The sequence below is a fragment of the Vibrio sp. 10N.261.46.E11 genome (assembly GCF_041472735.1).
Taxonomy (GTDB): domain Bacteria; phylum Pseudomonadota; class Gammaproteobacteria; order Enterobacterales; family Vibrionaceae; genus Vibrio.
The window spans coordinates 1-25,208 of the sequence record NZ_JBFRQW010000002.1; the positions used below are offsets into that span (position 1 = coordinate 1).

At 44.3% G+C, this 25,208-nt stretch carries 23 protein-coding genes and 2 pseudogenes; 15 read left to right on the top strand and 10 right to left on the bottom strand.

Annotated elements, in window-relative coordinates; translation table 11 throughout:
- From AB4407_RS00435 to AB4407_RS00445, 3 genes are all read left to right on the top strand, one after another.
- A partial coding sequence (locus AB4407_RS00435; RefSeq protein ID WP_372117521.1) for a hypothetical protein occupies positions 1 to 467 on the top strand: 467 nt, incomplete at its 5' end.
- A gap of 82 nt (positions 468 to 549) precedes the next feature.
- The gene (locus AB4407_RS00440; RefSeq protein WP_372117523.1) at positions 550 to 1,170 is read left to right on the top strand and encodes an imm11 family protein; all 621 of its coding nucleotides are present in this window, start codon (positions 550 to 552) and stop codon (positions 1,168 to 1,170) included.
- 875 nt (positions 1,171 to 2,045) lie between these two features.
- Entirely contained in the window at positions 2,046 to 2,975 is a 930-nt protein-coding gene (locus tag AB4407_RS00445; protein ID WP_012601290.1) for a carbamate kinase, read from the top strand.
- Positions 2,976 to 3,209: 234 nt separating this feature from the next.
- Here AB4407_RS00445 and AB4407_RS00450 read toward each other — a convergent pair.
- Positions 3,210 to 3,290, bottom strand: a pseudogene (locus AB4407_RS00450) (maleylacetoacetate isomerase); the annotation flags it as partial.
- A 149-nt stretch (positions 3,291 to 3,439) separates the two neighbouring features.
- Here AB4407_RS00450 and AB4407_RS00455 point away from each other — a divergent pair.
- Positions 3,440 to 4,338: pseudogene (locus AB4407_RS00455) on the top strand (IS5 family transposase).
- Between the two features lie 122 nt (positions 4,339 to 4,460).
- Here AB4407_RS00455 and AB4407_RS00460 read toward each other — a convergent pair.
- Positions 4,461 to 5,912: a PLP-dependent aminotransferase family protein gene (locus AB4407_RS00460; protein WP_372117525.1), complete on the bottom strand. Its 1,452-nt coding sequence runs from the start codon at positions 5,910 to 5,912 to the stop codon at positions 4,461 to 4,463.
- Between the two features lie 374 nt (positions 5,913 to 6,286).
- On the opposite strand from AB4407_RS00460, the gene AB4407_RS00465 reads away from it, so the two are divergent.
- From AB4407_RS00465 to AB4407_RS00490, 6 genes are read left to right on the top strand one after another with little or no spacing between them, the layout of a single operon-like run.
- Positions 6,287 to 7,162: a hypothetical protein gene (locus tag AB4407_RS00465; RefSeq protein WP_372117527.1), complete on the top strand. Its 876-nt coding sequence runs from the start codon at positions 6,287 to 6,289 to the stop codon at positions 7,160 to 7,162.
- Positions 7,150 to 7,416, top strand: coding sequence for a 2Fe-2S iron-sulfur cluster-binding protein (locus AB4407_RS00470; RefSeq protein ID WP_372117529.1), 267 nt, complete (start codon positions 7,150 to 7,152; stop codon positions 7,414 to 7,416). The genes AB4407_RS00465 and AB4407_RS00470 overlap by 13 nt, the downstream gene beginning before the upstream one ends.
- Positions 7,417 to 7,438: 22 nt before the next feature.
- Positions 7,439 to 8,182, top strand: coding sequence for a hypothetical protein (locus AB4407_RS00475; protein WP_372117531.1), 744 nt, complete (start codon positions 7,439 to 7,441; stop codon positions 8,180 to 8,182).
- Positions 8,183 to 8,198: 16 nt separating this feature from the next.
- On the top strand, positions 8,199 to 9,467 hold the full coding sequence (locus tag AB4407_RS00480; RefSeq protein WP_372117533.1) for an acetyl-CoA carboxylase biotin carboxylase subunit family protein: 1,269 nt from the start codon (positions 8,199 to 8,201) through the stop codon (positions 9,465 to 9,467).
- Entirely contained in the window at positions 9,439 to 10,614 is a 1,176-nt protein-coding gene (locus AB4407_RS00485) for an acetyl-CoA carboxylase biotin carboxylase subunit family protein (RefSeq protein ID WP_372117535.1), read from the top strand. The genes AB4407_RS00480 and AB4407_RS00485 overlap by 29 nt, the downstream gene beginning before the upstream one ends.
- Positions 10,611 to 11,879 carry an acetyl-CoA carboxylase biotin carboxylase subunit family protein gene (locus tag AB4407_RS00490; protein WP_372117538.1) on the top strand — a complete coding sequence of 423 codons (1,269 nt, stop codon included), beginning with the start codon at positions 10,611 to 10,613 and terminating at the stop codon, positions 11,877 to 11,879. Before AB4407_RS00485 ends, AB4407_RS00490 begins: the two co-directional genes overlap by 4 nt.
- Before the next feature lie 783 nt (positions 11,880 to 12,662).
- On the opposite strand, the gene maiA is transcribed toward AB4407_RS00490, so the two are convergent.
- From maiA to hppD, 4 genes are read right to left on the bottom strand one after another with little or no spacing between them, the layout of a single operon-like run.
- Positions 12,663 to 13,367, bottom strand: a complete 705-nt coding sequence (gene maiA, locus AB4407_RS00495) for a maleylacetoacetate isomerase (RefSeq protein ID WP_372117540.1) — start codon at positions 13,365 to 13,367, stop codon at positions 12,663 to 12,665.
- Between the two features lie 21 nt (positions 13,368 to 13,388).
- Positions 13,389 to 14,426: a fumarylacetoacetate hydrolase family protein gene (locus tag AB4407_RS00500; RefSeq protein ID WP_372117543.1), complete on the bottom strand. Its 1,038-nt coding sequence runs from the start codon at positions 14,424 to 14,426 to the stop codon at positions 13,389 to 13,391.
- 9 nt (positions 14,427 to 14,435) lie between these two features.
- A complete protein-coding gene (locus AB4407_RS00505; RefSeq protein WP_076667470.1) occupies positions 14,436 to 15,596 on the bottom strand; it encodes a homogentisate 1,2-dioxygenase in 1,161 nt (386 codons plus the stop codon).
- On the bottom strand, positions 15,589 to 16,662 hold the full coding sequence (hppD, locus tag AB4407_RS00510; RefSeq protein ID WP_372117546.1) for a 4-hydroxyphenylpyruvate dioxygenase: 1,074 nt from the start codon (positions 16,660 to 16,662) through the stop codon (positions 15,589 to 15,591). The genes AB4407_RS00505 and hppD overlap by 8 nt, the downstream gene beginning before the upstream one ends.
- A gap of 99 nt (positions 16,663 to 16,761) precedes the next feature.
- Here hppD and AB4407_RS00515 point away from each other — a divergent pair, with 99 nt between their 5' ends.
- Positions 16,762 to 16,944 carry a hypothetical protein gene (locus tag AB4407_RS00515; RefSeq protein ID WP_372117549.1) on the top strand — a complete coding sequence of 61 codons (183 nt, stop codon included), beginning with the start codon at positions 16,762 to 16,764 and terminating at the stop codon, positions 16,942 to 16,944.
- A 94-nt stretch (positions 16,945 to 17,038) separates the two neighbouring features.
- Here AB4407_RS00515 and AB4407_RS00520 read toward each other — a convergent pair whose 3' ends face one another.
- A complete protein-coding gene (locus AB4407_RS00520) occupies positions 17,039 to 17,698 on the bottom strand; it encodes an HAD family hydrolase (RefSeq protein WP_372117551.1) in 660 nt (219 codons plus the stop codon).
- A 349-nt stretch (positions 17,699 to 18,047) separates the two neighbouring features.
- Complete coding sequence (locus tag AB4407_RS00525) at positions 18,048 to 20,456, bottom strand: response regulator (protein ID WP_372117555.1); 2,409 nt, start codon at positions 20,454 to 20,456, stop codon at positions 18,048 to 18,050.
- Between the two features lie 88 nt (positions 20,457 to 20,544).
- Between AB4407_RS00525 and AB4407_RS00530 the strand changes: the two genes are divergently transcribed.
- On the top strand, positions 20,545 to 21,303 hold the full coding sequence (locus AB4407_RS00530; RefSeq protein WP_372117557.1) for a substrate-binding periplasmic protein: 759 nt from the start codon (positions 20,545 to 20,547) through the stop codon (positions 21,301 to 21,303).
- Between the two features lie 180 nt (positions 21,304 to 21,483).
- Here AB4407_RS00530 and AB4407_RS00535 read toward each other — a convergent pair whose 3' ends face one another.
- On the bottom strand, positions 21,484 to 22,044 hold the full coding sequence (locus tag AB4407_RS00535) for an NADAR family protein (protein ID WP_372117559.1): 561 nt from the start codon (positions 22,042 to 22,044) through the stop codon (positions 21,484 to 21,486).
- Positions 22,045 to 22,234: 190 nt separating this feature from the next.
- The gene (locus tag AB4407_RS00540) at positions 22,235 to 22,429 is read right to left on the bottom strand and encodes a PA3496 family putative envelope integrity protein (protein ID WP_004732575.1); all 195 of its coding nucleotides are present in this window, start codon (positions 22,427 to 22,429) and stop codon (positions 22,235 to 22,237) included.
- A 361-nt stretch (positions 22,430 to 22,790) separates the two neighbouring features.
- On the opposite strand from AB4407_RS00540, the gene AB4407_RS00545 reads away from it, so the two are divergent.
- Genes AB4407_RS00545 through AB4407_RS00555 form a run of 3 tightly spaced genes read left to right on the top strand, consistent with a single transcriptional unit; the run spans position 22,791 to position 25,099 of the window.
- The gene (locus AB4407_RS00545; protein ID WP_009846021.1) at positions 22,791 to 23,615 is read left to right on the top strand and encodes an ABC transporter ATP-binding protein; all 825 of its coding nucleotides are present in this window, start codon (positions 22,791 to 22,793) and stop codon (positions 23,613 to 23,615) included.
- 9 nt (positions 23,616 to 23,624) lie between these two features.
- The gene (locus tag AB4407_RS00550; protein WP_372117560.1) at positions 23,625 to 24,557 is read left to right on the top strand and encodes an ATP-binding cassette domain-containing protein; all 933 of its coding nucleotides are present in this window, start codon (positions 23,625 to 23,627) and stop codon (positions 24,555 to 24,557) included.
- On the top strand, positions 24,554 to 25,099 hold the full coding sequence (locus AB4407_RS00555; protein ID WP_372117562.1) for a transcriptional regulator: 546 nt from the start codon (positions 24,554 to 24,556) through the stop codon (positions 25,097 to 25,099). The genes AB4407_RS00550 and AB4407_RS00555 overlap by 4 nt, the downstream gene beginning before the upstream one ends.
- Positions 25,100 to 25,208 lie beyond the last annotated feature (109 nt).

The window sequence follows — 25,208 nt, forward strand, 5'->3', positions numbered from 1 at the left end:
CGTTCACGATCTCACCGTGCATTGCACGGCCTATCAAGCAAGCACATATGAGCATTGCTTACCCTGTGATATCCGATGAAGTAAAGATTACGCTAGGGGATATAAGTAATGATTTCTGCCAACTTTATCCTGCAGTGATAATTGATGACAGCGACAAGTATCATGATAACTACTGGGTTTTTAACATTTTTGAAGAAATGGATACATTGGATCTAGAGAAGTGCCATATTGATGATTTTGATCCTGAAGACGAGGAACATCCAATATCTCAATACTACTTAGATGACGAAAAGTTGTCAGCGATGCCAGAAAAAGAGCGTTTGGTGTTTATGCCTAAATACACAGATTATCCGCATGTAATGGCTCATGAAAAAGTAGTCAAGGCATTCAAAAAACACGACGTGGATACGCTTAACTTCGTAAAAGTGTCTGACTGGGTAATGGGTCTCCAGTTCGTAGAATCTTAATAGACCAGTTGGCCGCTGAAGGCATTGGGGAAATCAAAACAATCACTTACCAAAGCACCAGATGGATACCTAAGGTAGGACAATGAGCCAATACAACGACCAATACTATATTGTTTTCGAAAATTATGATGAAAACACTCTATATCTAAAGCCTCAAAAACATTCTGCAATGAGGGATTACGAATACACCAAGCTAAGTGGTGGTGAGCCAATGTTTTTTGAAAACGGCTACCGCGATACAGACCTAGCGCGAGGGGTTTCTAGGCCAATTAAACAGGCACACTTAGACTCAACCTACCCCGTATTTTCTGATGAAATTAAGCAATCTCTTGGCCATATAGACAATGCATGTTGTCAGGTTTACCCCGGTGTGATTGTAGATGATAACGGTAACAGTCATGACCACTACTGGGTGTTTAACGTATTTGAAAAAATGGATGTGTTGGATATGGAAAGGTGTGCCATTAGGAAAAGAAACCCCAATAGAGAGGGGCAGAAAATTCAACAATACTGTTTGAGTGATGAAAAGTTAGAAGCGATTCCAGAGAAAGAGCGTTTGGTCTTTATGCCTAAATTCAGCAGTTACCCCCATATTATTGTTCACGAGAAAGTAGTGAAAGCATTCAAGAAACATAACGTAGATACTTTGAACTTTGTAAAAGTGTCTGATTGGGTAATGGGTCTTCAGTTTGTAGAGTCTTAATAGACCAGTTGGCCGCTGAAGGCATTGGGGAGATCTACGTTTCTAGCTCAAAACTAGGTATTCAGAGCCTGTAATTTTATTTGCTGTTCCTGCGTATATGTAAATGTGACCCCAAATTTAACAATTGTCATTGCCAATACGTCCCCAATGATTAAACAACTTTCCATACCTGTAGTAATTCAATAACGACTACATTTGAGAAATGTTCTGGCAAACAATTTTCCAAATACTAAGGGTTAACATCTGATTTTTAACCCTTAGTATTTTCTGGTTCAAAATCCCCCTTTCGGTTAGTACCCCGTAAACGGTTTTGCGAACAGCCAGCGAATTTGACAACTTCCCAAGCGACACATCAGGGTTCATGGATGTAGCGCTATTTATGACTCCTGACCACCTAAAACGTGGCGAGCTATTGTAACCCTCCCCGATTTAAACCAAATCGAAGCCACTATTTAAACTAACGAACCATCTTGCCTGTTTGGTTTCATACCTTTTCTAAAGCTCTTAATGCGATCTGACCGTCATATTTAAAACAAAAATATAGAAATGACCATTTTATAGCCAGAGATAATATTCACTAAAGACGAATCATTTATACCAAAAAAGACGCCACCGCTAGATTACACACAAGCTTGCGGATATTTAATCGAAATTTAATTTTGTACAAATCCACACCTCCATTTCTAGTCAAATGATAATTTGATAGCTATCACATTTATAAACTTTATTTTCTCATACTATCTCGGCATGTTAATTACTTATGAGCAATTAACAACCAGTCATTGTTATTAATAAGCTTGAATTTAATTATAAACAAGCGGTTAATCCCTACGTAAAATAAATAAAATCATTATTAAATGATCGGAGACATTATCATGCGCATAGTATTAGCTTTAGGCGGTAACGCTCTTTTAGCAAGAGGCCAAGCATTAACGGCTGAGAACCAACGTGAAAATATAATCAAATCAGCGGCGAGTATTGCTGCGATAGCACGCGAGCATGAGATTGTTATCGTTCATGGTAATGGCCCACAAGTGGGTTTGTTGATGGAGCAAAACGCAGCTTATAGCGAATACTCACCAGAGACGACCCCATACCCAATGGATGTACTCGGCTCTCAAACCTGTGGCATGGTGGGCTACATGTTACAACAAGAGCTCAGAAACATTGACCCTGAATTAGACGTAGCTACGCTAGTCACGCAAACTGAAGTATGCAAAAAAGACCCTGCGTTTGCTAACCCGACCAAATTTGTTGGCCCTGTATATACAGAGCAACGAGCTAAAGAGTTAATGGCTCAAAGCACAATGCAGTTTAAAGCTGATGGCGAGTACTACCGTCGCGTTGTGCCTTCTCCTATGCCAAAAAGCATTGTTGAAATCCAGCAAATTGAAACTCTTCTAGATACTGAAAACCTTGTTATCGCTTGTGGCGGCGGCGGTGTTCCCGTGAGTATTGAGCAAGGTAAGAGTACTGGCGTAGAGTGCGTCATTGACAAAGATCTTACGGCTGAACTACTCGCTGAAAAAATCCATGCCGACTTATTTATTATCTTAACCGATGGTTCGATTTTCCGTAACTATGGTAAAGAAGACCAAGCAGAAATGAAGCAAGCAACGCCTGCTGGTTTAGCAGAGTTTTCATTCCCTGCTGGTTCTATGGGGCCAAAAATTGATGCCGTTTGTAAGTTCGTTGAAGCTGGATTGGGTAATGCGGCGATTGGTTCATTATTTGATTTAGATAAAATAATCACCAATGAAGCTGGCACTCTGATAACGAAAGGTGAAGGTATTGTTTATTACTAATCTTATCGAGTGATAGATACTACTAATATAAATTATATTACAAGCCTCTTATTTAATTATAATGAGGCTTATTTTATTAGGACCATTTAATGCTAGATGAGATAAATATTCATAAAATTGGAAATTAAACCTGAAAAGAATGAATACATAATATCTTTAAATATACCAAATAATAATTATAACGAGACTTAATCCAAATAACGTTTCCAGTTCATAAAAAACAATTCAATACGTTCACATCGGTGAATCCGCATCAGCCTGTTTCTCTGGCATTGCCTCGATAAAAGCGGGTAACTGGTTACAAGCATCGACAATCAAACTGTCACGCCATATAGCTTGTTAATTTATGAAAGGAAGTGATGAGGAAGGAGCGTGTGAATTGACTGGGCGCTGTTGCTTAAATCAGTTAAACCTTTTCCAAGTCCTGTGATCTGATCCTTTATGGTGGTTAGAACGGTGGTGACATGGGTAAAGCGGAAAAGAAGATAACTAACTGGGCGGAATACAATAAGGCTCTGTGCAAGCGTGGCTCGGTTACATTCTGGATAGATGATTCAGCCATAGATGCATGGCGATGTACAACCCATCATGGTAAGCGTGGTAAAGGTTTCCAGTATTCTGATACCGCAATTGAAACTGCGTTGATAATTAAGGGGACCTTCTCTCTGCCATTACGTGCTCTTCAAGGCTTTATTGATTCTATCTTTGAGCTATTGGATGTTCCACTGACTACACCTGTATCAGCAAACGCTCGAAGACAGTTCAGGTCAAATATCGCAATAAGTCCAAAGGTGCTATTCGCCATATAGCCATTGATTCGACTGGCCTCAAAGTCTTTGGTGAGGGTGAATGGAAAGTGAAAAAGCATGGTGTAGAAAAACGCAGAACATGGCGCAAACTGCATTTAGCTGTAGATGTGGATACTCACGAAGCTATTAGTGCGGAAGTCAACCTTGTAAATGTAGGCGATAGTGAAGTGCTACCGACGTTGCTTAACCCACTACGAAGAAAGGTCACTTCCGTATCTGCCGATGGAGCATATAACACAAAAAATTGCCACGAGACTCGGAGAAATAAAGGCTGTACGTCGTTGATAGCACCTCGAAAAAATTCAGCACTTTGGGAAGACGACCATCCCTGAAACGAAGCAGTAACAGCTCTGAAAAATGGGCCTATAGCGGATTGGAAAGCCGAATCAGGTTATCACTATCGCTCAATATCTGAGACGGCAATGTCCCGTTATAAAGTACTAACAAGCGGTAAATTAAGCTTGAGATGTTATAACGCTCAAGTTGGTGAGGCACTGGCAAATGTCAAAGCAATGAACAAAGTCATAGGACTAGGTATGCCTGTTAGAAGCTAACGGCTAGTCATATATGGCGTCGTTGATCTTCAAGCTGATTTGATCAACAACGCCAATTGCCTGTGTTGTACCAATCTACGCCCCGATAAGTGGAGGCGCTTTCGTATGGACTAATACCACTTTTAACGTGTGACTAAGCCGTATTGATTTAACGAGTTGTTTTGTATATCCGTCAGAATTAAACTCAACGCATTCTGAATCTCTTGGCTGGCGGTATGAGGAATATTGAACCTCATGCATTGCTGATCTTCAGGATGTTCACTGAACATCGAGCCCGGGGCTAGGATAATGCCTTTCTCCAAAGCCATTTCTGCAAATAATTCAGGGTTTACCGGGCTCTTTACCCAAAGGAAGAGGCCGGAAGAATTCTTTACTTTCGGTTCAAACCCTTGTGCTTGCAGCCATTGTAAAGCCTGGCCTTTGCACATAGCCAATTTACTTCGTAAGCGCCGTAGATGTCTATCGAATGCACCGGTTTGCAAAATTCGGTAGATTGCAGTCTCGGTTGTATCCGAGGTAAGCCCACCTGTTTGACGTTTTATTGTAGCAATTTCTTCAATCAGTTTTTGGTTGCTGATGATGTAAGATGTCCGCGTATTAGCAGTAAGCAACTTTGAAAATCCACTAATGTAGCTTGCGTTATCAAAACCAAAAAACGCGCTCATTCGATAGTGTTTGCCATCAACCAGTTCATCGTATAAGCCATCTTCGACGAGATGCACGTTGTGCTCTTCCAGAATAGAAAATAGAGGGTATAACGCCTCCTTTGAGAAGCTATGGCCTGTCGGGTTATGAGCCACGGAACTGGTCAGGTAAATCTTAGGTTTATGTAGATCCACAAGCTCGCGAAATGTCTCTAAGTTCACACTATCGCCTCGACGAGGAAATTCAACAACCTCGACCTTATGGTAAGACGCCAATGCCTTTAAGTTAAAATATGACGGGCAATCGATAATGACTTTGTCACCAGGGATAAGTAAGTGGCGCATGAGTAGGTCGATGGCATTGAGTGTGCTATTACATGTGATAATTTGATTATCTTTGATCAAAGAACCTTGGTTGATGCTTCTTTGACGAATTTGACCTCGAAGTAGATTACTGCCGTAGACACTTCCGTAGCTTGATAGATTTAAATTGTCTTGCCGAAATGCCGCGCGGAACGCTTGACGCACTTCTTCTCCTGGAAGCCAGCTTTCCGGTAAAAATCCGCATCCAGGTTTAAACTCCTCTGTCGATGTCACCAATTCATGCAGTAATATTTGTTTAATATCATCGCTATATTGTACGGGAGGAGCGACATTCAAATCATGTTGCCCGTATGACTCACAAACAAAAAAACCTTTCCCCGGTTTTGAGGTGATGTAACTTTCAGCTTTGAGCATTTCTAAAGCTTCTACTACAGTAAAATTACTAAAAGATGAGAGGCTAGCAATTTTACGAATCGAAGGAAGTTTACTTCCTGGTAGGTAATGGCGTTTCTCTATTCCTTGTTTTATCAAGTCTACAATCACGGTCACTTTAGAGCCTTGCAACTCGTCACTTACACTTCTTTTTTTACCTACAGCTTCCAGCATCTTAACTCCTTAATAAGACTGTATCGTTTATTTAACCAGTACAGTAAATTGCAAATAGTATCATACTGTACATGTACAGTTTTTTTCTAACGAAATAGAGTAAATACCAATGCAATACCGCAATTAAGGTGATTACTATCAATCGATTAGATTCTATTATTCAACTCAATGCTCAACAGGGTTTATTTCGCCTACTGTCTATTAGATTTGCGAGTGCGATAGCGTTATTTGCCCTTCTCGGGCAAGCCAATGTCTGGCTATCGCCCTCTTCAAATGTGCTGTTGGCCGTAGGTTATCGGGCCTTATTAGTTCTCGTTCCTGTCTTATTGTTTTGGTTCCAGAGACAAACGCTAACAGTTTGCGTGTTTTTGTCGATGACAGGAATTGTCGTGTTGTGGTCGGCTGAGCACATCTACGTAGAGTGGTTGGGGATCATCAGCTTCTCCATTGGTATCTCGATTCTTGGTTATCTAACAAAAACACAAGCTGCAGTGACCGAAGAGGGCGCCAGCTTAAACAAAATCATGCTTAATGTTGGCAGTTTAGTTGCAGGCGCGCTGTTGATACTGAACTTTGAACACCAAAGTGCATTTTACGTGAGTATGGTGATCTTGCTGCTCTCTATCTTACCTGCGGCATGGGGCTTAGAGGTCGATCGCGCTTCATCTAGCGATAAGCGGTTACAAGGGCTTTTTCGTATCGAACAAAAGCCTATTTGGGTGCTGGCCGGGTTGATCACAGGAATAAAACTGTTTGCTGTCTTCTCAATTTTACCTCAATACCTAATCAACGCATTAGGTGAATTACCGCGCTGGTACGGGGCTTTGATCATTGCAAATGGACTTCTGCTAACGGTTTTCCAGTTACCGGTTACTAGTCTCATTAAATGGCTACCAGTTTCTAACACGCTATCCTACATGACACTGCTATTCGTGGGGATGTTGACCTTGGCCGTCCCCCACTGGTTCGAAGTGCATACATTGTGGGGCGCATTGATATGGGTCGCAGTGCTTTCTCTGTCTGAATGTGCCTTATCGTTTATTGACCATGCGGCAAAACAAGCGGATGGGTTGTTGCTGAAAGAACTGTTTGTCGGTTTCGGCGCGGGCTATGCGGTGCTTTGTATGCGCGCATTCCCAGTGCAATTTAATGCGTTAATTATTGCAGGTAGTGGCGTGCTCATGCTTTGCACATGGGCTCTACTGATACATCGCAGAAATACATTAAAGGAGACTAAATGCCAAAAGTGACCGTTGACGAACACCAGGCTGTGGAGTTGGAGCAGACTTTTTCGCCGTTGCACTACGAAACAATGTTTAAGCTGGCATGCAGGCAAGGGAAGTGCGGAATGTGCAAGGTGCGAGTAAGCGACCTAAGTGCTGTTACGCCTGAAACCGAGCGAGAGACCAAGTTAAAGGAAATGTTATCAATTGATGACCCTCAGATCCGTTTAGCGTGCCAGTTTAAAGCACATAACGATCTAACAATAGAAACTTGTAAATAAATACACATGGAGAAGTAATGATATGAATCGACTACAACCAGGCGCAATGGAGCGTAAGACCCCTTTTTTCTCAGCAGAGCAACTGGTAGAAATTAAGAAAGACATTGACGTTTTTCTAGATGGGAAGATTGTCGAGTGGCGAGATACAGTGCCATACGCTAAGCACTTGGAAGAAGATAACATCAATATGGACTACTATCGTCAGACGTTGATCGAACATTGTTGGCGCATTCGCTCAATGAGAACGGTACAAACTTATGCACTACATAAAATGGCTCAGGTCAATGCGGAAGCAGCCCAGTTGTACGCTGAGTATGAGGGTGAAGAGATGTTGCATGACTTGCTGTACATGCAGGATGCGAAAGCGGCAGGTATTACCGAAGAACAGCTGTTTGCGACCGAGCCAAGCTTTTACACTCGTATGCTAACGGGCTTTTTATACCAAGTTGCCAATCATGAAAACGTGATTGGCGTCGTCGCATACTCATACCTAGTGGAATACACCACGCAAAAGCTTACACCAAAACAAGTCGAGTCTTTGAAGAAGTCTATGGGTGATGACATGACATTAGGTCAGCAGTCTCACCTGAACACGGACCTTGTCGAGGACCATTCTCAGGAGATGTTCGATATCCTAGCTCTACTGCTCACTAGCCATGACGATGTTGTGATGCTAAAACAATACTTATCCGAGATTCAGGAGATCCTGAAATTGTTCTTCGTTGACCTTTACGACAAGTACACTGACACCGCAAAAGCGGCGTAAGTAGGGAGAGACAAGTATGTATCAGGGAATAGTAGTTTTAGCACATCAAATGCTGTCGATGGTTGAACCGATTTGTTCGTATGCGCATTCTTTGGGATTAAAATGCTATGTTGTATCATCTAAGCCAAGCCGAGATGTTGAAGCTAGCTGGTCCCTTGCAGTTGATGGATACGCAGTTGCCTCAGCCCCATCACTGAATCTGAAAGACGTCACAACGTTTATCGCTACGCTTCCAAGCGACGTTGATATTGCTGCATGTATCAGCGTTTGGGATGGGTATCGAACTTTGATGAGTGACATCAATAAGTGGCTTGGGGCTCCTGATATCAGTTCAGAACAAGTCGACCTAATGCGCGATAAGTTTACGTTGCGACAAACACTGCAACTGCGTGGTTTGTCGAACGTTAATGCTATGCTGCTGACGCAAGACATTGCGGAAACGCTCAGTGATAAAAAACGTTGGTTCGTCAAACCTGTTACGGGGTTAGCATCGATGGGAACCTTTAGAGCCACCTCTTTGACTGGGTGGAAACAGCTCAAAGCGCTGTGGGCAACTGCTTACTCTGATCAAAACTATGCAGGCGTCTTTTCGCCACAGCCGAACTTCATGTTGGAAGAATACATCGACGGGACGGAGTGCAGTTTTGAAGTGCTCGTTGCACACGGGGAACACCAGGTGCTCGCAGTTCACGAAAAAGTCTGTGTGACTCATGCTCAGAATTATGTTCAGGAAGGGGCCTGTGTTTCTCCGCCAATATCTTTGTCACAAGAGCAGAAAGAGCTCGGTGAGCAATTCGTCTCGTCATGCATCAGCGCTTTGAAACTCGATGCAGGGGCTTATCACATTGAAGCCAAGTGCGATAAAGCCGGCCATTGGGAAATCATCGAAATTAATCCTCGGATTGGCGGGGCGTACATCGTGCCATCAACGACGTTACTCTCCGGCGTCAACCTATTGCAAGCCTGGATTGAACAGTTGCTGGGCCTGCCCATTACACATAAAAGTATCGGGTCTGAGCGAACCTTTTTCCGAGTGTATTTTGGCGACGCGGGGAAGACAGTCGAAACCATAGGTTTCAACAGCAACCATTTCCCCCCCTCAGAGACCCGGCTTTCGGTGGCTAAGGGGAGTCAGTTACCCCATACCGAGCGCGAAATCTTTTTAGGTCAGGCACTATGGCATGACGTCTCACATTTAACAAACTGGGAGCTTAAAACACTCGTAAAGCAGTCTACAGAGAATTTGGATTTGGAGTATGAGCGTGAAAATCATTGTTTTGCATAGAATAAGCAACAAAAAGTTACAATATGAACAGGTACTGTGTCATCGAGAGCACGAGGTCATATACCTTTGTCTGAGTAAGGCTGATGCATCACTTCCACCCTATGCACGCTGCATCGTCATACCCGGAAACCATTTCGATGAAGCGCTACTTGTGGAACAATACGAGCACCTTTTACGCTCATCGGACGTTCTTATCGCACGGTCTGAGTTCGATCTCATAGTCGGGGCTCGCTTGAGAGAACGCTTTGGGATTTGTGGCGAGCACACAAAGGATGTGATGCCATATCGCAACAAGTTGATGATGAGAGAGCTAGCAGATCAGGCCGGTATTGTTCAACCTGATTTTTTTACAGTGTCCGAGTTCTCCGAGCGCGAGGGTTTGACAGGCCTATTTGTATTGAAGCCGCATAGCGAAGCGGCAAGCAATGGTATCGTTGTAGGCCATATATCGGAAATACAGCAAGCTATAGCTCAGTTAACCGCTCCTAGCTCCTACTTGGTTGAGCGCTTTACGACTGGAAATATATGGCACATCGATGGCTGGCGTTACCAAGGGGAAGTGCAAGGCTGTGTCCCAAGCCTTTACCTGGGCAACTGTTTGGAGCATGCCGAAGGAGCCCCCCTTGGCTCAATCCAACAACCATTGACCGAAACCCTGCTCACGCTAACTCAGAACATATTGGATGCCCTTGGAGGAAGCAATGGAAGCTTCCACCTTGAGCTAATTGAGGTCGAAGCTGGTCACTATCACTTTTTGGAGGTAGCAAGTCGGGTTGGTGGCGCCGGGGTGGCGCAGACGTTCGCGTTGCGAACCGGTGTGAACTTATACCATGTCGATCTCTGTTTAGCGCTCGGGCAAACTATTACATATGATGTATTGACGGACAAAGCTCCCTTTTATGGCTGGTTTGTTTATACGCCGACCATTACACCTCAAAAAAGGAAGGTTGAAGCTGCGCTTAAACACGCTGAGCCTCATCTGCACAGCTATACGTACACCCCAAACTACGTCAGTTTTGCGCACCAAAATAGCTACGCGGAAGAGGCGAATCTATTAACAGGTGTAACAGTGGGAAGTGTGGAACAGATGACGAACACATTAGATACACTTTTCAAATTCTGCGAGAGAAATGAGGCAGCCGCATGAGTCACCATCAAAACCAACTAACCCCTTGTTTCATCGTTGTGGGTTACAACAACACACGTATTTATGATGTCCGCAAGCTGCGTCGTTTGTGCCGGCAACATCATCATGCTGAGCTGATATTGGTGAACGATATCGTCTCCAAGCATGATGATAGCGCATCGCTCCACACCATTATCACCTCACTTAATGAGCAGGCCATTTCGGTCTCTTTGGCCAACGTGCAAAACGTCATTGAGCGACTGACATTGAAACCAGTAGGCGTGTTACCGTTTTCGGAAAAAGGGCTGTTACTCGGGGCTGAACTTGCTCAATACTATCAACTGAATGGCCCAACACCAAGCGAGGCCGAGATCGGACTCGATAAGCGGCTGTTCCGAGAGCGTGATAATGACACGCCAAATACACCCTTGGGCTATCAGTCAATCCCGTATAGGCAGGTTTGTAGCGTTCCCGAGCTTAAGCAGTTAGTCGATGAGTTAGGGGGTAAAGCATTCATTAAACCTGCCCAGGAAGGTAACTCTCGTGGTTGCATAGCGATCCATAGTGAGCAAGATAGTGACAATGCCTGGAACCTAGTTAAACCCTACGTAGAAGATGGGGTAATTGTTGAAGCGCTCATCGATGACGCCAGAGAATATAGTTTTGACTCGGTGGCCAACGTATGTTGGTTAACGGAGAAGTTTACGGTAGGCGGTGATTTTAGTGCCGAGTATCAACAAATCGTCCCCGCTAAACTGTCTGCCTTGCACAAGGCTCGCCTAACTGCCGCAGGACTTCGCATTAAATCAGTTACTGCCCCCAATTACGGCTGCTGGCACAACGAAGTCTTTCTTCGAAGTGATGATACGACCTGTGCGGTCGAGCCAAACATGCGTCCGGCGGGTATGCGGATTTGGGATCTGGCGAATATCTCATTCAAAAATTTCAACCCATGGCTTTATTGGCTTGACTGGGCGAAATCAGGAAAAGAACACAACCTACAGCCAACCGTTATCAGATACAGCGGAATAAGAATGCTCAAAGGTCAAAAATCGGGGAGAGTAGTTAAACTGCCCGACCTGATGAGTGTGAATACTGGCAGTGAACAAGGTCTGCTGCACAGTGCTGAGTTCTACTGTTCCGAGGGGGACAACGTCATTGACTCTCCTGTTGATAATAGTCAGTTTATTGGCCATATCATGCTGTCACATGAGTCTTATGAGGAACTGCGTAGAATGCTTGACCGCATTGCCAAGGGCATTGAAGCGTCAGTTGAAATCGTGTAGTGGTTACCACTGTCAGGATCGTTTGTAATTACAGGACCGCAGGAAATTCTATTAGTTACCTATGATGCACTGACATTAATGATTGAAGATAATTAGTGGGAGGCAGAGCAATAGGCAAGAAAGCTCCCACTAAATTCTACATTTCTAGTTTTATACTGCTATGTAGCAAATTAGCCACTTACAGCCAGAAATCCAATAAAAATACATTATGCTTTTTTGAGAAAAAACACAAAAGAGAGAATTAGCTAAGTCAGTATCGCACTAATGAAAATTTATAGCTTTAACGACTGCCAAACAAGCCTATCGATGTCGATAAAAGCACTGGGCTCTTAAGAACCTTAAAATTTGGCTACATGTTAAAATTAAGGCTTGTTACAAATACTACGTACAATCTGCATCTAAACATCAAACTAAGCGAAATCTTTTAACCTATTTATGAACCCACCTAAAAATATGTTTGTAATCGCAATACCTTATTAAAGCTATCAATTAGGCGGGTGTAATCTCTATCACTATACGCCTCTCGACGATATCCCAAAAACGCAAATAACTCGATCATCATACAAAAAAAAAGTTGGTATTGTATGGCGTTTAAGGACACATCGAACCATTTAATACTTCAAGGGGATTTTTTTCACAGGCAGAGGCGATCTAGCGCTATCGAATCCAATAGTTAACTCTAAAAATGAAATTAGGGCCGCACAGCGAGCAATAGCGACTCGGTCATGCTCCCCCGATGATATAAACCCACTTGGTTTAATTTGGACTCAACTTGTTGTTTGTTTACAAGGGTGCATCCGCATCCGCTTGATTCTCTGGCATTGCCTTGATGAACTCGGGTAGCTGATTGCATACATCGACTATCGAATTAATCAACGGATAAGGCGACATATCAACGCCAAAGCGCAGCGCGTTGTAAACTTGCGGCACCAAGCAGATATCGACAATGCATGGTGAATCAGTGAGGCTATACACCGAGTCGCCATGTGCTTTTCTGTGCTTCGCGAACTTCTCTTCTAGTGCACTGAAGCCTTGACTCATCCAATAGTGAAGCCAATCCATTTTCGCCTCTTGCTCACACGACAACTCTCGCTCCAAATACTGCAATACGCGCAGGTTGTTCAGAGGGTGGATTTCCATCGCAATGTCCTGAGCCATCGCCAACGCTTGATAGCGCAATGGTGTTTGCTCAGGAATCAACAAGGAGTCTGGGCTGCTCTCACACAAATAGCTTTCGTCCAAGTATTGCAAGATCGTCAGAGACTGATTGAGTTGAACGTCGCCATCCACCAGCACAGGCACTAATTCACTGGCGTTGATCTCGCGATATTGTGGATCATGCTGTTCGCCGCCATTACACACCAAATGCACCGACTTCGACTCATAGTTGAGTTGCTTTAGGTTCAATCCGATACGCACTCGATAGGCTGCGGACGAGCGCCAGTAACCGTAAAGTACAATGTTCTTGTTCACGATGCTCTCGCTCATACTGAAACCCTATTTCGTGGATTATACCGCTCGATACTGGCTCACTTTTTGGTCTATCGCACCAAAAATGGAATCACCCGCCGCATCAAACATCTCAAGCTTGATCGAGTCACCAAACGACATGAATTGAGTCGACGGTTTGCCATCTCTAATCGCCTCAATCATGCGAACTTCGGCAATGCATGAATAACCCACACCGCCCTCGGCAATTGAGGTGCCATGGTCAGTGCCTTGCTTATTCGATACCGTACCCGAGCCAATGATTGCACCGGCCGAGAGTGGGCGAGTTTTCGCAGCATGAACTACTAGTTCAGCAAAGTTGAAAGTCATATCGACGCCCGCATTCGGACAACCAAAAGGCTTATCGTTGTAGGTCGATATCAACGGTAGATGCACCTTACTGCCTCTCCACTGTTCACCAAGCTCGTCGGGTGTAACTGCGACCGGGGAGAACGCAGAAGAGGGTTTAGATTGGAAGAAGCCAAAACCCTTTGCGAGCTCTGCCGGAATCAAGCCACGCAGCGACACATCGTTCACCAACATCAGCAGACGAATCGAATCATGCGCTTGTTTAGCACTGGCACCCATTGGCACATCTCCGGTAACAACTGCGACTTCGCCCTCAAAATCGATACCCCACTCGTCGCTGGCAAATTCAATATTGTCACGAGGGCCGATAAACGCATCTGAGCCGCCTTGATACATGAGCGGGTCAACCCAGAAACTTTCTGGCATTTCAGCACCACGTGCCTTACGCACCAGCTCAACGTGGTTTACATAGGCGCTGCCATCTGCCCATTGATAAGCGCGTGGCAATGGCGATTCACAATACTGAGTGGCAAACACTTCACTGCCCGTCACATGCCCGTTATTTAACGAGGTGTATAACTCTTCTAACTGAGGTGCAACGCTGTCCCAGTTATCCAAGGCTACCTGCATGGTTGGCGCCAGATGCATCGCGTGGAAGATTTCGGTGGCAGACACGCACTGTTTGAGATCTTTACTTACGACCATCAATAGACCATCGCGAGTGCCATTTTTCTTGGTTGCTAATTTCATCCTTGTCCCTTATTTCTTATCGTCAGCCATTTCTTTCAAACCAGAGTCTTGCCAACTGTAGACATATTCTTTGTTTTCAACGCTATCGAGTTCATCAGAGAACTGCAGCGCATGGCGAGTATCGATCATCACCGCCACTTCGTCGGTAAACTTCTTCTTATGCGCCTGACCCGCTTTAAAAGCCTTTGGATGAGGCCCATGCGTGAAACCCGCGGGGTGGAAAGTCACCATGCCCGCTTCAATATTGTCGCGACTGAAGAAGTCACCAGCGTGATAGAACAGCACTTCGTCGTAGTCATCATTGTTGTGGTAGAACGGCACTTTCAATGCACCTGGGTCGCTCTCAATCGGGCGTGGTACAAAGGTGCACACTACAAAGCCTGCGCCAACAAACGTCGTGTGCGCAGAAGGTGGTAAGTGGTAGCGATGTGACATCAGCGGTCTGATATCGCGCCAATTCACTTTCACCACCGCTAAGTCGCCATGCCAACCAATTGCATCCAATGGATTGAACGGATAGGTGATCACGCTGACTTTGTCGTGGCGCTTCACCTGAACCTGAGTCTGGTTTTCTGAATACTGAGCGCGGAATTGATCATTGATTGAAGGGATGTCGAGCACCGCCGGATCAAACACCGCGTGATTACCGACCATGCCTTTCTCTGGCAAGGAGTAAGCCGCGTCAGTGTTCTCAATCATCAAGATAAACATCGGCTCGCTTGGCTCTAAGCGCCAGTTGGTCGAGCGCGGGATCATCACGTAATCCCCTTCACTCACCGCTAGATGACCATAGTCACAATAGAGATCGGCGCTGCCTTGATGAATGAACAGCAGCTCATCACCATCGGAATTACGCACTAAGAAATCCATCTTCTCATCCATGCGCCACACACGAATTTTGCAGTCCGCATTGTGCAAAAGATGAGGCACCGCCCAAGGCGTTATCTGGCTGGCTTTCTCCACCAGCGTAAAATCAAAAGCGCGAGGGCGTAAATCGCCCTCCCACTCCGACCAACCTGTTGGGGCATGTTGGTGGTGAAAATGAGCGGCAGGGCCGAAGAATCCACTTCGGCCCGCCTCTCGCTCATAAATTGCCTCTTCGGGGAAGTCGGCATGCGCTTGTTTAGAGCACACACCCTCCCGATGAGGAAACGAGATCCATTTATGCATCGTCTAATACTCCTCGACGAATCTGGTCCTCTTCAATCGATTCAAACAGCGCCTTGAAGTTACCTTCGCCAAAGCCTTCGTTGCCTTTACGCTGAATGATTTCAAAGAACACAGGCCCGATTACCGTCTGCGTGAAAATTTGCAGCAAGATGCCGTCTTTGGTCGGTGCGCCATCAATCAGAACGCGTAGGTCACGCAACAGATCAGTGTCTTCACCGTGTCCTTTCACACGATCGTCAACTTTCTCATAGTAGGTATCTGGGGTTGGCATAAAGTCCATGCCGCGATCACGCAGGGTTTTGACGGTTTTGTAGATATCATCCGTTGCCAGCGCGATATGTTGGATGCCTTCGCCGTTGTATTCACGAATGAACTCTTCGATTTGTGATTTGTCGTCAGAAGACTCATTGATTGGGATTCGAATCTTGCCGCAAGGTGAAGTCATAGCACGGCTCACAAGGCCTGTCAGCTTACCTTCAATGTCGAAGTAGCGAATTTCGCGGAAGTTACCGATGCGCTCATAAAACCCCGACCACAGATCCATATTGCCTTGCTTCACGTTGTGCGTGAGGTGGTCGATTTCATACAAGCCAACATTGGCTTCCGCCATGCGCTGTTCCGCATCGTCATAAAATCGGAAGTCAACATCATAGATGCTCTGCTTGCCATAACGATCCACAAAATAGAGCAAGCTTTCACCGATGCCGTAAATGGCAGGAATGCTCAGTTCCATCGGCCCTATTTCTGTCTTGTACTCTTCACCACCGCCCTTAAACGCTTGCTCCATTGCAGCGGTTGCTTCGTTGACACGAAAAGCCATGCCACAGACCGATGGCCCATGCACTTTAGCGAACGCTTCCGCTTGGCTGTGAGGCTGTTCATTGACGATAAAGTTGATGTCACCTTGTCGATACAGCCAAGCCTCTTTTGAGCGATGCTTGGCGATCTCAGCAAAACCAAGTGACACAAACAGCGCTTTAAGTTGCTCAATTCCCTTGTGGTCGACAGCTGTGTATTCAACAAACTCGAATCCATCCGTACCAAGCGGGTTGTATGACTCCACCATGAACTTTCTCCTTGTACCTATTGGTTTTGTGTTACGTTTTTTGTGAAATGATTGTTTTTTGTCCTTAATTAAATTTGGCCCACAAGCCGAGATAATGGAATGGGTGGAAGAAAATGGGCAATTTCGATGAAACCCTGTCAACTTGTAAAATATTTGTTACACACAAACCATCAAGACAAGAAAATGAGTGCTATCAAGGGATTGAAAGGTGGTGGTTTGATTTACAGCAGAGCAAAAGATGTTATTGAATTGTTACATTTATCCTTTTATCAGCTAAGGTAATAAATCGAACATTAGACTGATGATGCAAAAAAGCCGCTGTAGTCAGCGGCTTGATGAGTTCTAGAGCGAAGCTAATTCGAATATAAGATTCGCGTTAATCCCAGTTAAGAATCGACCAGTTAGGTTGATCAGCCAGTGCTTTTAAACGCGGACACGGATTCACCAGATAGGCAAAATCAGCATGCTCACACAAAGGTAAGTCGTTGATTGAATCCGTATAAAAGTGAATGTCTAAGTAGTTGATTTCTTGATTGTCTAACCACTCTTTTAAACGGGTGACTTTACCTTCACGGTAGCTTGGCACACCTAAGATCTGAGACGTGAAGCGGCCTTGGTTTTCAATCAAATCGATACCGAGTGCGTTCTCAATACCCATCTTACGACCGACCGCTTCCACTAAGAAAGTCACGCTGGCTGAGATGATCAACATGTCGATGTCATCATTATCCAGCTGCTCAATCAAAGATTTCGACTGCTTAAACTGTCTAGGCAAAATATGCTGTTCAACACACTCTTCGACCAATGCGGTGACTTGCTCTGTTGGCATATCGGCCAGTGGTTGCATGGAGAATGTTAGGTAATCTTCCATGTTCAATTTACCTTCCGAGTATAAGCCCATTAAGCGCTTATCTTCTTCGATAAAGTTGGGTGCTGTCGCAATGCCCTTTTCAACCAAGAACTCATTCCAGAGCATCGCGGCATCAGCATTGATCAGCGTTTCGTCCATATCAAATACATACAAAGGTTTGAACATCTTAGACTCTCACAGGTTGAATTTCGTTAAGGTTAAAACTAAACCATAGTTCTAGTTGGCTGCATGCTATAACGGGATTGTGACAGTTAAAGCGTATTTTCGTGGCAGTTGTATTTCACGGCTATAACAATCACCACATGCTTGTTTTTTAAATACAACAGCTTATGGATTCAATCAGTATTGATACGCGACGTGTTTAGCTATATGTATTTAATTAACTGATATATTTAGATAACTAGATGTATTAGCTAACCAAGTACTCGTTAGCAAAAAAAAGAAACTCCGACTGATGCTGTCGGAGTTTCTTATAGAGTTGGATATGCTTTAGCGAGACATCAGCTAATTGAACCTAAACGATTTTCTGCTCATGTTCCTTGCTCGACTCAGTTCCTTTCGACAAGAAACTGGCAACGATCTCTCTCAGTTTCCCTTGATTGACGGGTTTTGGTAAAAATTCATCCATACCCACATCGAAGCACAGGTGCTTGTCTCGCTGCACGACGTTGGCCGTCAGCGCAACGATCGGAATGTGTTTAGAGGTTCCTTCTTCGAGCGCTCGGATCTGCTTGGTCGCTTCGAAACCATCAAGAACTGGCATCTGGCAATCCATGAAAATCATCACATAGTCATTGACCTTAAATTTCTCGACACCAATTTCACCGTTGTCTGCAATATCCACCTCAAACCCCAACTTCTTAAGCATCATTTTGGCAACTTGTTGGTTCACTCTAGAATCTTCAACGACCAAGACTTTGCCGCTAAATTCCTTGGCAACCGCGACAGGTTTTGATTCTTCTTTGATTGGAGCTTGTTGACCGGATTGTTTGGTTTGAACAGAGGTCGCTGATGTGGTGAGTGGCACTGGCTCGTTGTCTTTAAACGCGACCTCACCTCTATTTGGATAGGTAAAGGTTGAGGTATCAGCCGCTCTCGCCAGAACTTCACTCAGCGTCCATTTAAGCTGATTATCTTGATAAGGGCGAGCAATGTAGGCAACAAAACCCACTTGCTTGGCGCGTGCTTCATCTTGTTTTCGTGGGTCGGCAGAAATCATCACTAGCTTCGGACAAGCTTTGTCAAAACGCTCAATCAAACTTCTTGCTAATTGGAATCCATCAATAGACGGCATCACTTTATCAATCAGCACCAGATCATAAGGCAACGACTTCGCCACAGACTCTGAAACAAGCTCTAACGCTTGAGTGGCGGTTTCACAGCACTCGGACTTAACGCCGAATGATTGAAGTTGTGTTGAGGTAATACGCATGTTCAGCTGGCTGTCATCAACCAGAAGTACCGAGACTTTATTAAAATCGATGTTGCTCTCGTCAACGTCTAAGCTCGGGTCAAAGTCAGCGGTAAAGTAGAATGTACTTCCCTTACCTACGACACTGGTTAGTTCAAGCTTGCTGCCCATTAAGGTCACGATCTTATCGCATATCGTAAGACCAAGTCCCGAGCCTCCGTAGATGCGGGTGGTGCTGCCGTCGGCTTGTTGAAACTTATCGAATACCGATTGTTGCTTGTCTTCTGCGATACCAATACCACTATCGGTCACCTCAAATTTCACTCTGAGCTTTTGTTCCGGCTCTATGACTTCTTCTAAACGAAGTGAGAGCATGACATGACCATGTTCGGTAAATTTGATGGCATTGCCGACTAGGTTATTCAGCACTTGTCTTAGCTGAGTGCCATCGCCAATCACCATGGTTGGGATCTTAGGATCAATCGCCAGTTGGAATTTGAGCCCTTTTTGCTCGGCTTTAACTCTGAAGGTCGACTCTACATCGGCAGCAATACCCATCATTTTCATCGGCTCTTGCTGAAGCTCTAAACGACCCGCTTCAATCTTCGAGTAGTCGAGAATGTCATTGATTAAATCAAGTAGAGTAAGCGAAGAGGTGTTGAGCATGTCGACATACTCTTTTTGCTCTTTCGGCATATCCATTTCAGAAAGCAGAGACGATAACCCGATAATCCCGTTCATTGGAGTGCGGATTTCGTGGCTCATGTTGGCAAGAAATTCACTCTTGTTACGGTTAGCCACCTCAGCAGTATCTTTGGCTTTTTCCAATTCTTGGTATTGTTGACGAATACGTTCAATCGACTGATTATAGCTACTCTCTAGTGTCGAGATCTCATCTCTGTATGTAGAATCGGTCGGTGTTAAGAATCGCGGCTTGTTGTCTTCAACCTGTTGATGGTTGATCTGAGAAGACATGGTCATTAAGCGCTTTACTACTAGACGATAGACGATGGTTAAACATACCAAAGACAAGAAGAAGATTTTAACCGCTTCAAAGGCAAGCAATAATAAGACCCGATCTTCAAAGTCGTTGAGAATCATACTCAGATCAGACTGCACCGTGAGCGTCGCCAATTCGAACTCTGAGCCTCCCATCTGATGCACCATATCCCAAGATTGAGAATAAGACTGACCGGGCGCCTGCTGACCTAATTCTAAAATTTTTTCATCGGGACTTTCTATTAACAGATAACTGACCGAGGGTAAGCGGGAGATACCTTCAGCTTGCACAAACAGTTGCTCTCTGTCTTCAACCCACAAACTGGCGGTTAAGCCGGAAAGATAACCATCCTTAACCTGTTCGATCTGAGAACTGATAAAAGAAACTCGACTTTGGTACTCCACATACAAACCTAGACCTGTCACTATCACTGTGAATAAGGTACTGATTGCGATGATTACCCCGATCAACTGTCGGGAGAGTCCAATATATCGTTTTCCTTTATTCACCATACAAAAATTACCATTATTGTTATCCTAGCAAACTACAATTACTCAACTAGTATAATAGTAGTCATTCATCAAATAACTAGGGAAGGTTATGAAAAAACATCTAATAGTTGCATCCATAGTCAGTTTGTTTTCAAGCAGTTATGCTTTTTCAAGCGAACCTGTTCACTACTACATTATTGCAAGCCAAGCGCAACCTTTTCAGATCGAAACTGACGGGTCATCTCACAGAGGAATGGTTTCGGATATTGTTGAAGCCGTATTTGACGACAGCCAATACGAGATCGATTACCACACCTACCCTTTCAACCGAATGATCGACAAGCTCGATGCGAGAGAGAACCCAAACTGGGTCACCTATGGCAGTCCGAGCTGGGGAAATATCCAATCTGTTAATCTGTCTAAAGATCCGATTTACAATGTAAAACACGTGTTGCTCAGCAGCGGTAAGAAGCCATTTGAGTTCAACACTATCGATGATTTAAACGGAAAAGCAGTGGTATTGCTGGTGGGGTTTGAATATCCGAATCTAGAGCCATACATCAAACAAGGTAAGCTGAACGAGATTCGAGTGAAAGATTACAGCGCGGCTTTTCGTGTATTAAACCGAACTCCGGGTGATACCGTTTTTGTTGAAATGGAATCTCGAATCAAATACAACCTAAATGAGCAGAAACTCAGTATTGATGATTACCAAATGCTAGAGTTTGGCTCAGTGATCAATAACTACCCCATCCATTTGGCATTTGACCCAGAGATGGATCCTAAGCTGCAAAGCTTTATTAACCAACGTCTAGACCAAATGAAAGACGATGGTCAGCTCCAAGACATTGTACAAAACTATCTATAGCACTTGGCTAGCTCTAACTTGATTAGTCAATTGCCCATGAATGACTTCGCGACACGTTTTTGTACTTTGGGTCAACCTTAGAAAACTGACAATAAAAAGGCCGTTCTGTAAGCTTACAGAGCGGCCTTAATTTATTAGTGATAGATCACAAACGTATCCATAGAGCTCGAGTCGATTAATTCAATGCGAAACGATCAAATTCAGCTCCTGAGTACGAAGCTCTTGTCGTACTGCCATCAGAATCTTGCCTAAATGGTTCTCGCCGGTTCCATCGCCACCATCCCCCCAGAAGTGGTCTTTGTGCGAATGTTCTTTGATCACCGAATCTCCGGTATTAGTAAGAAACAACGCAAACTGTGGGTTCTGCCTGAACTTCTCTGTGACAATGAACTGCATCACTTCAACACGAATGTCATACCAATCCTCACGAACTTGGTCTTCGTGGTCACGGCTCAAAGAGAATGCTTCAGCAGGTGTGCTAGCTTGCAGAATAGTATTGCGAAGTACTTCGCAGGAGAACTTCATAGCTTGATAATAGTGTTCGCTGGTTGCCCAAACTTGATCGTCAACTTTTATAGGACAAGCAGCAAAATTTGACAAGTACCCGTTTGGATCTTCAGGTTCATAGAACAGCACTTCTTTGGCTTGAGCCACAGAATTAGACATAGCCTTCTCCTTACCAACAACATCACATATTTTTGCTTTAACTTTAAAATTAGTGGCGTTGCATATAACTGTCAAACAACTTAGTTAAAGAGTATGCCAAGGGCATGTTTTTAGTCGAGAACAAGTAATGTAGAGGAAGGACAATGGATTTAAATGGTGAGAGGCAAGGAGCATGGTTTACTTATAAAAAGCACAGATTTCTTTAAAAAAGGTATATAAATCAAAGGGTGGTGGTGCACCACCCTTCTAAATGCAATGGGGATTGTTAATGAATTAGACCTAGCTCCCTCGCTTCTTCCAGACTAAAACCGCTTTCTCTAATTTCTCTTAGAGCTTCAATACGACGACGAGCTTCAGCAGACTTCATTTTCTTTTCTGGTTTGAAAGATACTTCTTCTTCAGCATCCCACTTATTTGCAATATTTGTCATTTCATCATGGTTGATAGAATTAATGGACATGTTTTCCTCCGAAAAGCACCATGTAATGGACAGGTAATCTGTAGCAAATGCTATTTCGCTTGTTAAGCAATTCTGTACTGAAATGTGATGATTCCGACGCTTCACAAAGCTAATTAATAAATGCCTCATTTAAACTTTGCCAAAGCCATTTTCTGCCATTACATTTAAAAGATTCCCCATAAGAAATGTGGTTTGATCCACCTCTCATTTTCCTCGTTCTCATTTCCTATTTCCCGCTGAAACTTCATGAAATAACCAAAAAATAATTCGAGTCACTTCATTCTTTTTGTGCTCTTCTCTTTCACTAAATTCAACACATGTTAATGATAATAGTTATCAATATCATAAATGAGTGTTTATCATGTCTAGAGAAAATTCAGAGACACCTCTTCTCGAAGTGAAGAATCTATGTGTCGATTACATTACCGATGACGGCGATTTTAATGCCGTAAAATCCGTAAGTTTTAACATAGGCCAAGGCGAGATTTTTGGTTTAGCGGGAGAGTCAGGGTGTGGCAAAAGTACCATCGCATTTGCCATTAATCGCCTGCATAAGCCACCGGCTTTCATCTCTGGCGGGCAAATACTGTTTGGCGGGCAAGATCTGCTGAGCTTATCGGACAGCCACTTGAACACCTTACGCTGGAGTGAGATCGCAATGGTGTTCCAGAGCGCGATGAACTCGCTTAACCCTGTACTGACCATTGAAGAACAGTTTGCCGATGTATTGCGCCACCACAAGGGTATGAACAACGAGCAAGCCAAAGATCGCGCCGAAAAGTTACTCGATCTAGTCAATATCCCTCGCCACCGTCTAACCGAGTACCCGCACCAGTTTAGTGGTGGGATGCGTCAACGTTTGGTGATTGCGATAGCTCTCGCGCTCAACCCTAAGCTGATTATCATGGATGAGCCGACAACAGCACTGGATGTGGTTGTACAACGCGAAATTCTGCAGCAGATACATCAACTCAGAGAAGAGTTTGGTTTCTCAATATTGTTTATCACTCACGACCTCGCACTAATGAGCCAACTGTGCGATCGCATTGCCATCATGCGTCATGGACAGATAGTTGAAGTCAACCAAGCCCATGAGATTCGTAATAACCCTCAGCACTCCTACACCCAAAAGCTATGGAGTTCCTTCCCCAATATTCACGAACACGCTCACGCAACAGCGTGCTAGGAGAGCTCTATGTCACAACCTATTTTTCAAGTAAGAAACCTCGTCAAAGAGTTCACTGTTGGTGGTGGATTTGGCAAAGAAGAGATCTTTAGAGCACTGCATGGGGTGAGCTTTGATTTACATGCAGGTAGAACATTGGCGCTGGTTGGTGAATCAGGCTGCGGGAAAAGTACCTGCGCCCGATTGATGACCAAGGTGTATCCGCCAACAGAGGGAGAGATACTGTTCAATGGCAGAGATATTTCTACCTTAAAAAGTCGTAAAGATATCTTGGATTACCGAAGCCGCGTGCAAATGATATTTCAAGACCCATTTGGCTCACTCAATCCAACCCACACCATTGAGCACCACTTAACGCGACCGCTTAAGATCCACAAGCAAGTAGCGACTAAACAAGCTCTCACAGAGCGTCTCAAAGAGTTATTAACGCTGGTGGAGTTGCCCATCGAAACTCTCGCTAAATACCCTCATGAGCTCAGTGGCGGCCAAAGACAGCGGATTAACTTAGCAAGAGCACTTGCAGTTGGTGCTGAAGTTATCCTTGCCGATGAACCCACCTCGATGTTGGATGTTTCAATACGACTCGGTGTTTTGAACCTAATGCAGAGGATGAAGAAAGAGTTAGGGATAGGTTTTTTGTACATTACGCATGATCTCGCAACAGCACACTACATCGCAGAAGAGACGGCTGTTATGTACAAGGGACAGATCGTTGAGTGGGGATCAACCCAGTCGATCTTAACCAACCCACAACACCCTTACACTAAGTTGTTGATCTCTGCTGTGCCCGATCCAGACCTACCATTTGGCGAACTCGTGAAAAATGAGCCAAACTATTCAATAGACGCTGATCGTATTCGTGAACAAAGCAGTGAAATACAGCATGAGATAAAGCAAGTTTCAGATAATCACTATGTTAAACAGTGGGATAACGTTGCATGAATGAACTAGACACTTGGTTAGAGCGGATCGGAAATTGGTATAAAGACCGAAAGCATGATCAAGTGGAGAAGTTAGAGCCTTTGATCTTAACGCCTCCAGATGCACTCTGGGGGCCTTTGATCACGGATGAACAGAGCAAAGGCATCGCATGTTGGTTAGACGGATGCTTGAGAATCTTTACGTTTTATCGATATAAAGATGAAATTCTGACGGCATCGACAAAGCTTCCACCACAAAGCCCACCATCTATCTCAAACGAACTTAGTGGCTCGCACCATCAGGAAAAAGCTTTCCAATACCTGATGTTTGCCTATAGCAAGCTTCAAGCTGTGTCTTGTAATCCAAAATCAGAACCTGACTTACAAGAGTGGTGTACACAGCGGCTACAGCACTTGTGTGTATTGGCTTTGGAGTTTACCAACCAACAACAAGAACCGCGCTGGAAAGAAGAATCAGAAAAATTGATCGAATCGCATGTACGCTTTATGGCAAATCAACATCAGAACGATGATCAAGGTATGGCTCTACGTCAACTGCACTGATCCACTCCTTGTTCAACCCCTGTTCGATCAAGCATCAAAGCTGAACCCCATCAAAAATAAGCACCGTAGAAAGCATGATCTCACCTTGATCATGCTTCAGGAACGGACT

Bases quoted from the DNA above. Each gene is read 5' to 3' on its own strand.
- AB4407_RS00460 (WP_372117525.1), bottom strand. From the start codon at position 5,912: ATGCTGGAAGCTGTAGGTAAAAAAAGAAGTGTAAGTGACGAGTTGCAA.
- hppD (WP_372117546.1), bottom strand. From the start codon at position 16,662: ATGGTGGAGTCATACAACCCGCTTGGTACGGATGGATTCGAGTTTGTT.
- AB4407_RS00525 (WP_372117555.1), bottom strand. From the start codon at position 20,456: ATGGTGAATAAAGGAAAACGATATATTGGACTCTCCCGACAGTTGATC.
- AB4407_RS00485 (WP_372117535.1), top strand. From the start codon at position 9,439: ATGAGCGTGAAAATCATTGTTTTGCATAGAATAAGCAACAAAAAGTTA.
- AB4407_RS00555 (WP_372117562.1), top strand. From the start codon at position 24,554: ATGAATGAACTAGACACTTGGTTAGAGCGGATCGGAAATTGGTATAAA.
- AB4407_RS00530 (WP_372117557.1), top strand. From the start codon at position 20,545: ATGAAAAAACATCTAATAGTTGCATCCATAGTCAGTTTGTTTTCAAGC.
- AB4407_RS00480 (WP_372117533.1), top strand. From the start codon at position 8,199: ATGTATCAGGGAATAGTAGTTTTAGCACATCAAATGCTGTCGATGGTT.
- maiA (WP_372117540.1), bottom strand. From the start codon at position 13,367: ATGAGCGAGAGCATCGTGAACAAGAACATTGTACTTTACGGTTACTGG.
- AB4407_RS00445 (WP_012601290.1), top strand. From the start codon at position 2,046: ATGCGCATAGTATTAGCTTTAGGCGGTAACGCTCTTTTAGCAAGAGGC.
- AB4407_RS00490 (WP_372117538.1), top strand. From the start codon at position 10,611: ATGAGTCACCATCAAAACCAACTAACCCCTTGTTTCATCGTTGTGGGT.
- AB4407_RS00515 (WP_372117549.1), top strand. From the start codon at position 16,762: ATGGGTGGAAGAAAATGGGCAATTTCGATGAAACCCTGTCAACTTGTA.
- AB4407_RS00520 (WP_372117551.1), bottom strand. From the start codon at position 17,698: ATGTTCAAACCTTTGTATGTATTTGATATGGACGAAACGCTGATCAAT.
- AB4407_RS00550 (WP_372117560.1), top strand. From the start codon at position 23,625: ATGTCACAACCTATTTTTCAAGTAAGAAACCTCGTCAAAGAGTTCACT.
- AB4407_RS00465 (WP_372117527.1), top strand. From the start codon at position 6,287: ATGACAGGAATTGTCGTGTTGTGGTCGGCTGAGCACATCTACGTAGAG.
- AB4407_RS00440 (WP_372117523.1), top strand. From the start codon at position 550: ATGAGCCAATACAACGACCAATACTATATTGTTTTCGAAAATTATGAT.
- AB4407_RS00500 (WP_372117543.1), bottom strand. From the start codon at position 14,426: ATGAAATTAGCAACCAAGAAAAATGGCACTCGCGATGGTCTATTGATG.
- AB4407_RS00540 (WP_004732575.1), bottom strand. From the start codon at position 22,429: ATGTCCATTAATTCTATCAACCATGATGAAATGACAAATATTGCAAAT.
- AB4407_RS00470 (WP_372117529.1), top strand. From the start codon at position 7,150: ATGCCAAAAGTGACCGTTGACGAACACCAGGCTGTGGAGTTGGAGCAG.
- AB4407_RS00545 (WP_009846021.1), top strand. From the start codon at position 22,791: ATGTCTAGAGAAAATTCAGAGACACCTCTTCTCGAAGTGAAGAATCTA.
- AB4407_RS00505 (WP_076667470.1), bottom strand. From the start codon at position 15,596: ATGCATAAATGGATCTCGTTTCCTCATCGGGAGGGTGTGTGCTCTAAA.
- AB4407_RS00475 (WP_372117531.1), top strand. From the start codon at position 7,439: ATGAATCGACTACAACCAGGCGCAATGGAGCGTAAGACCCCTTTTTTC.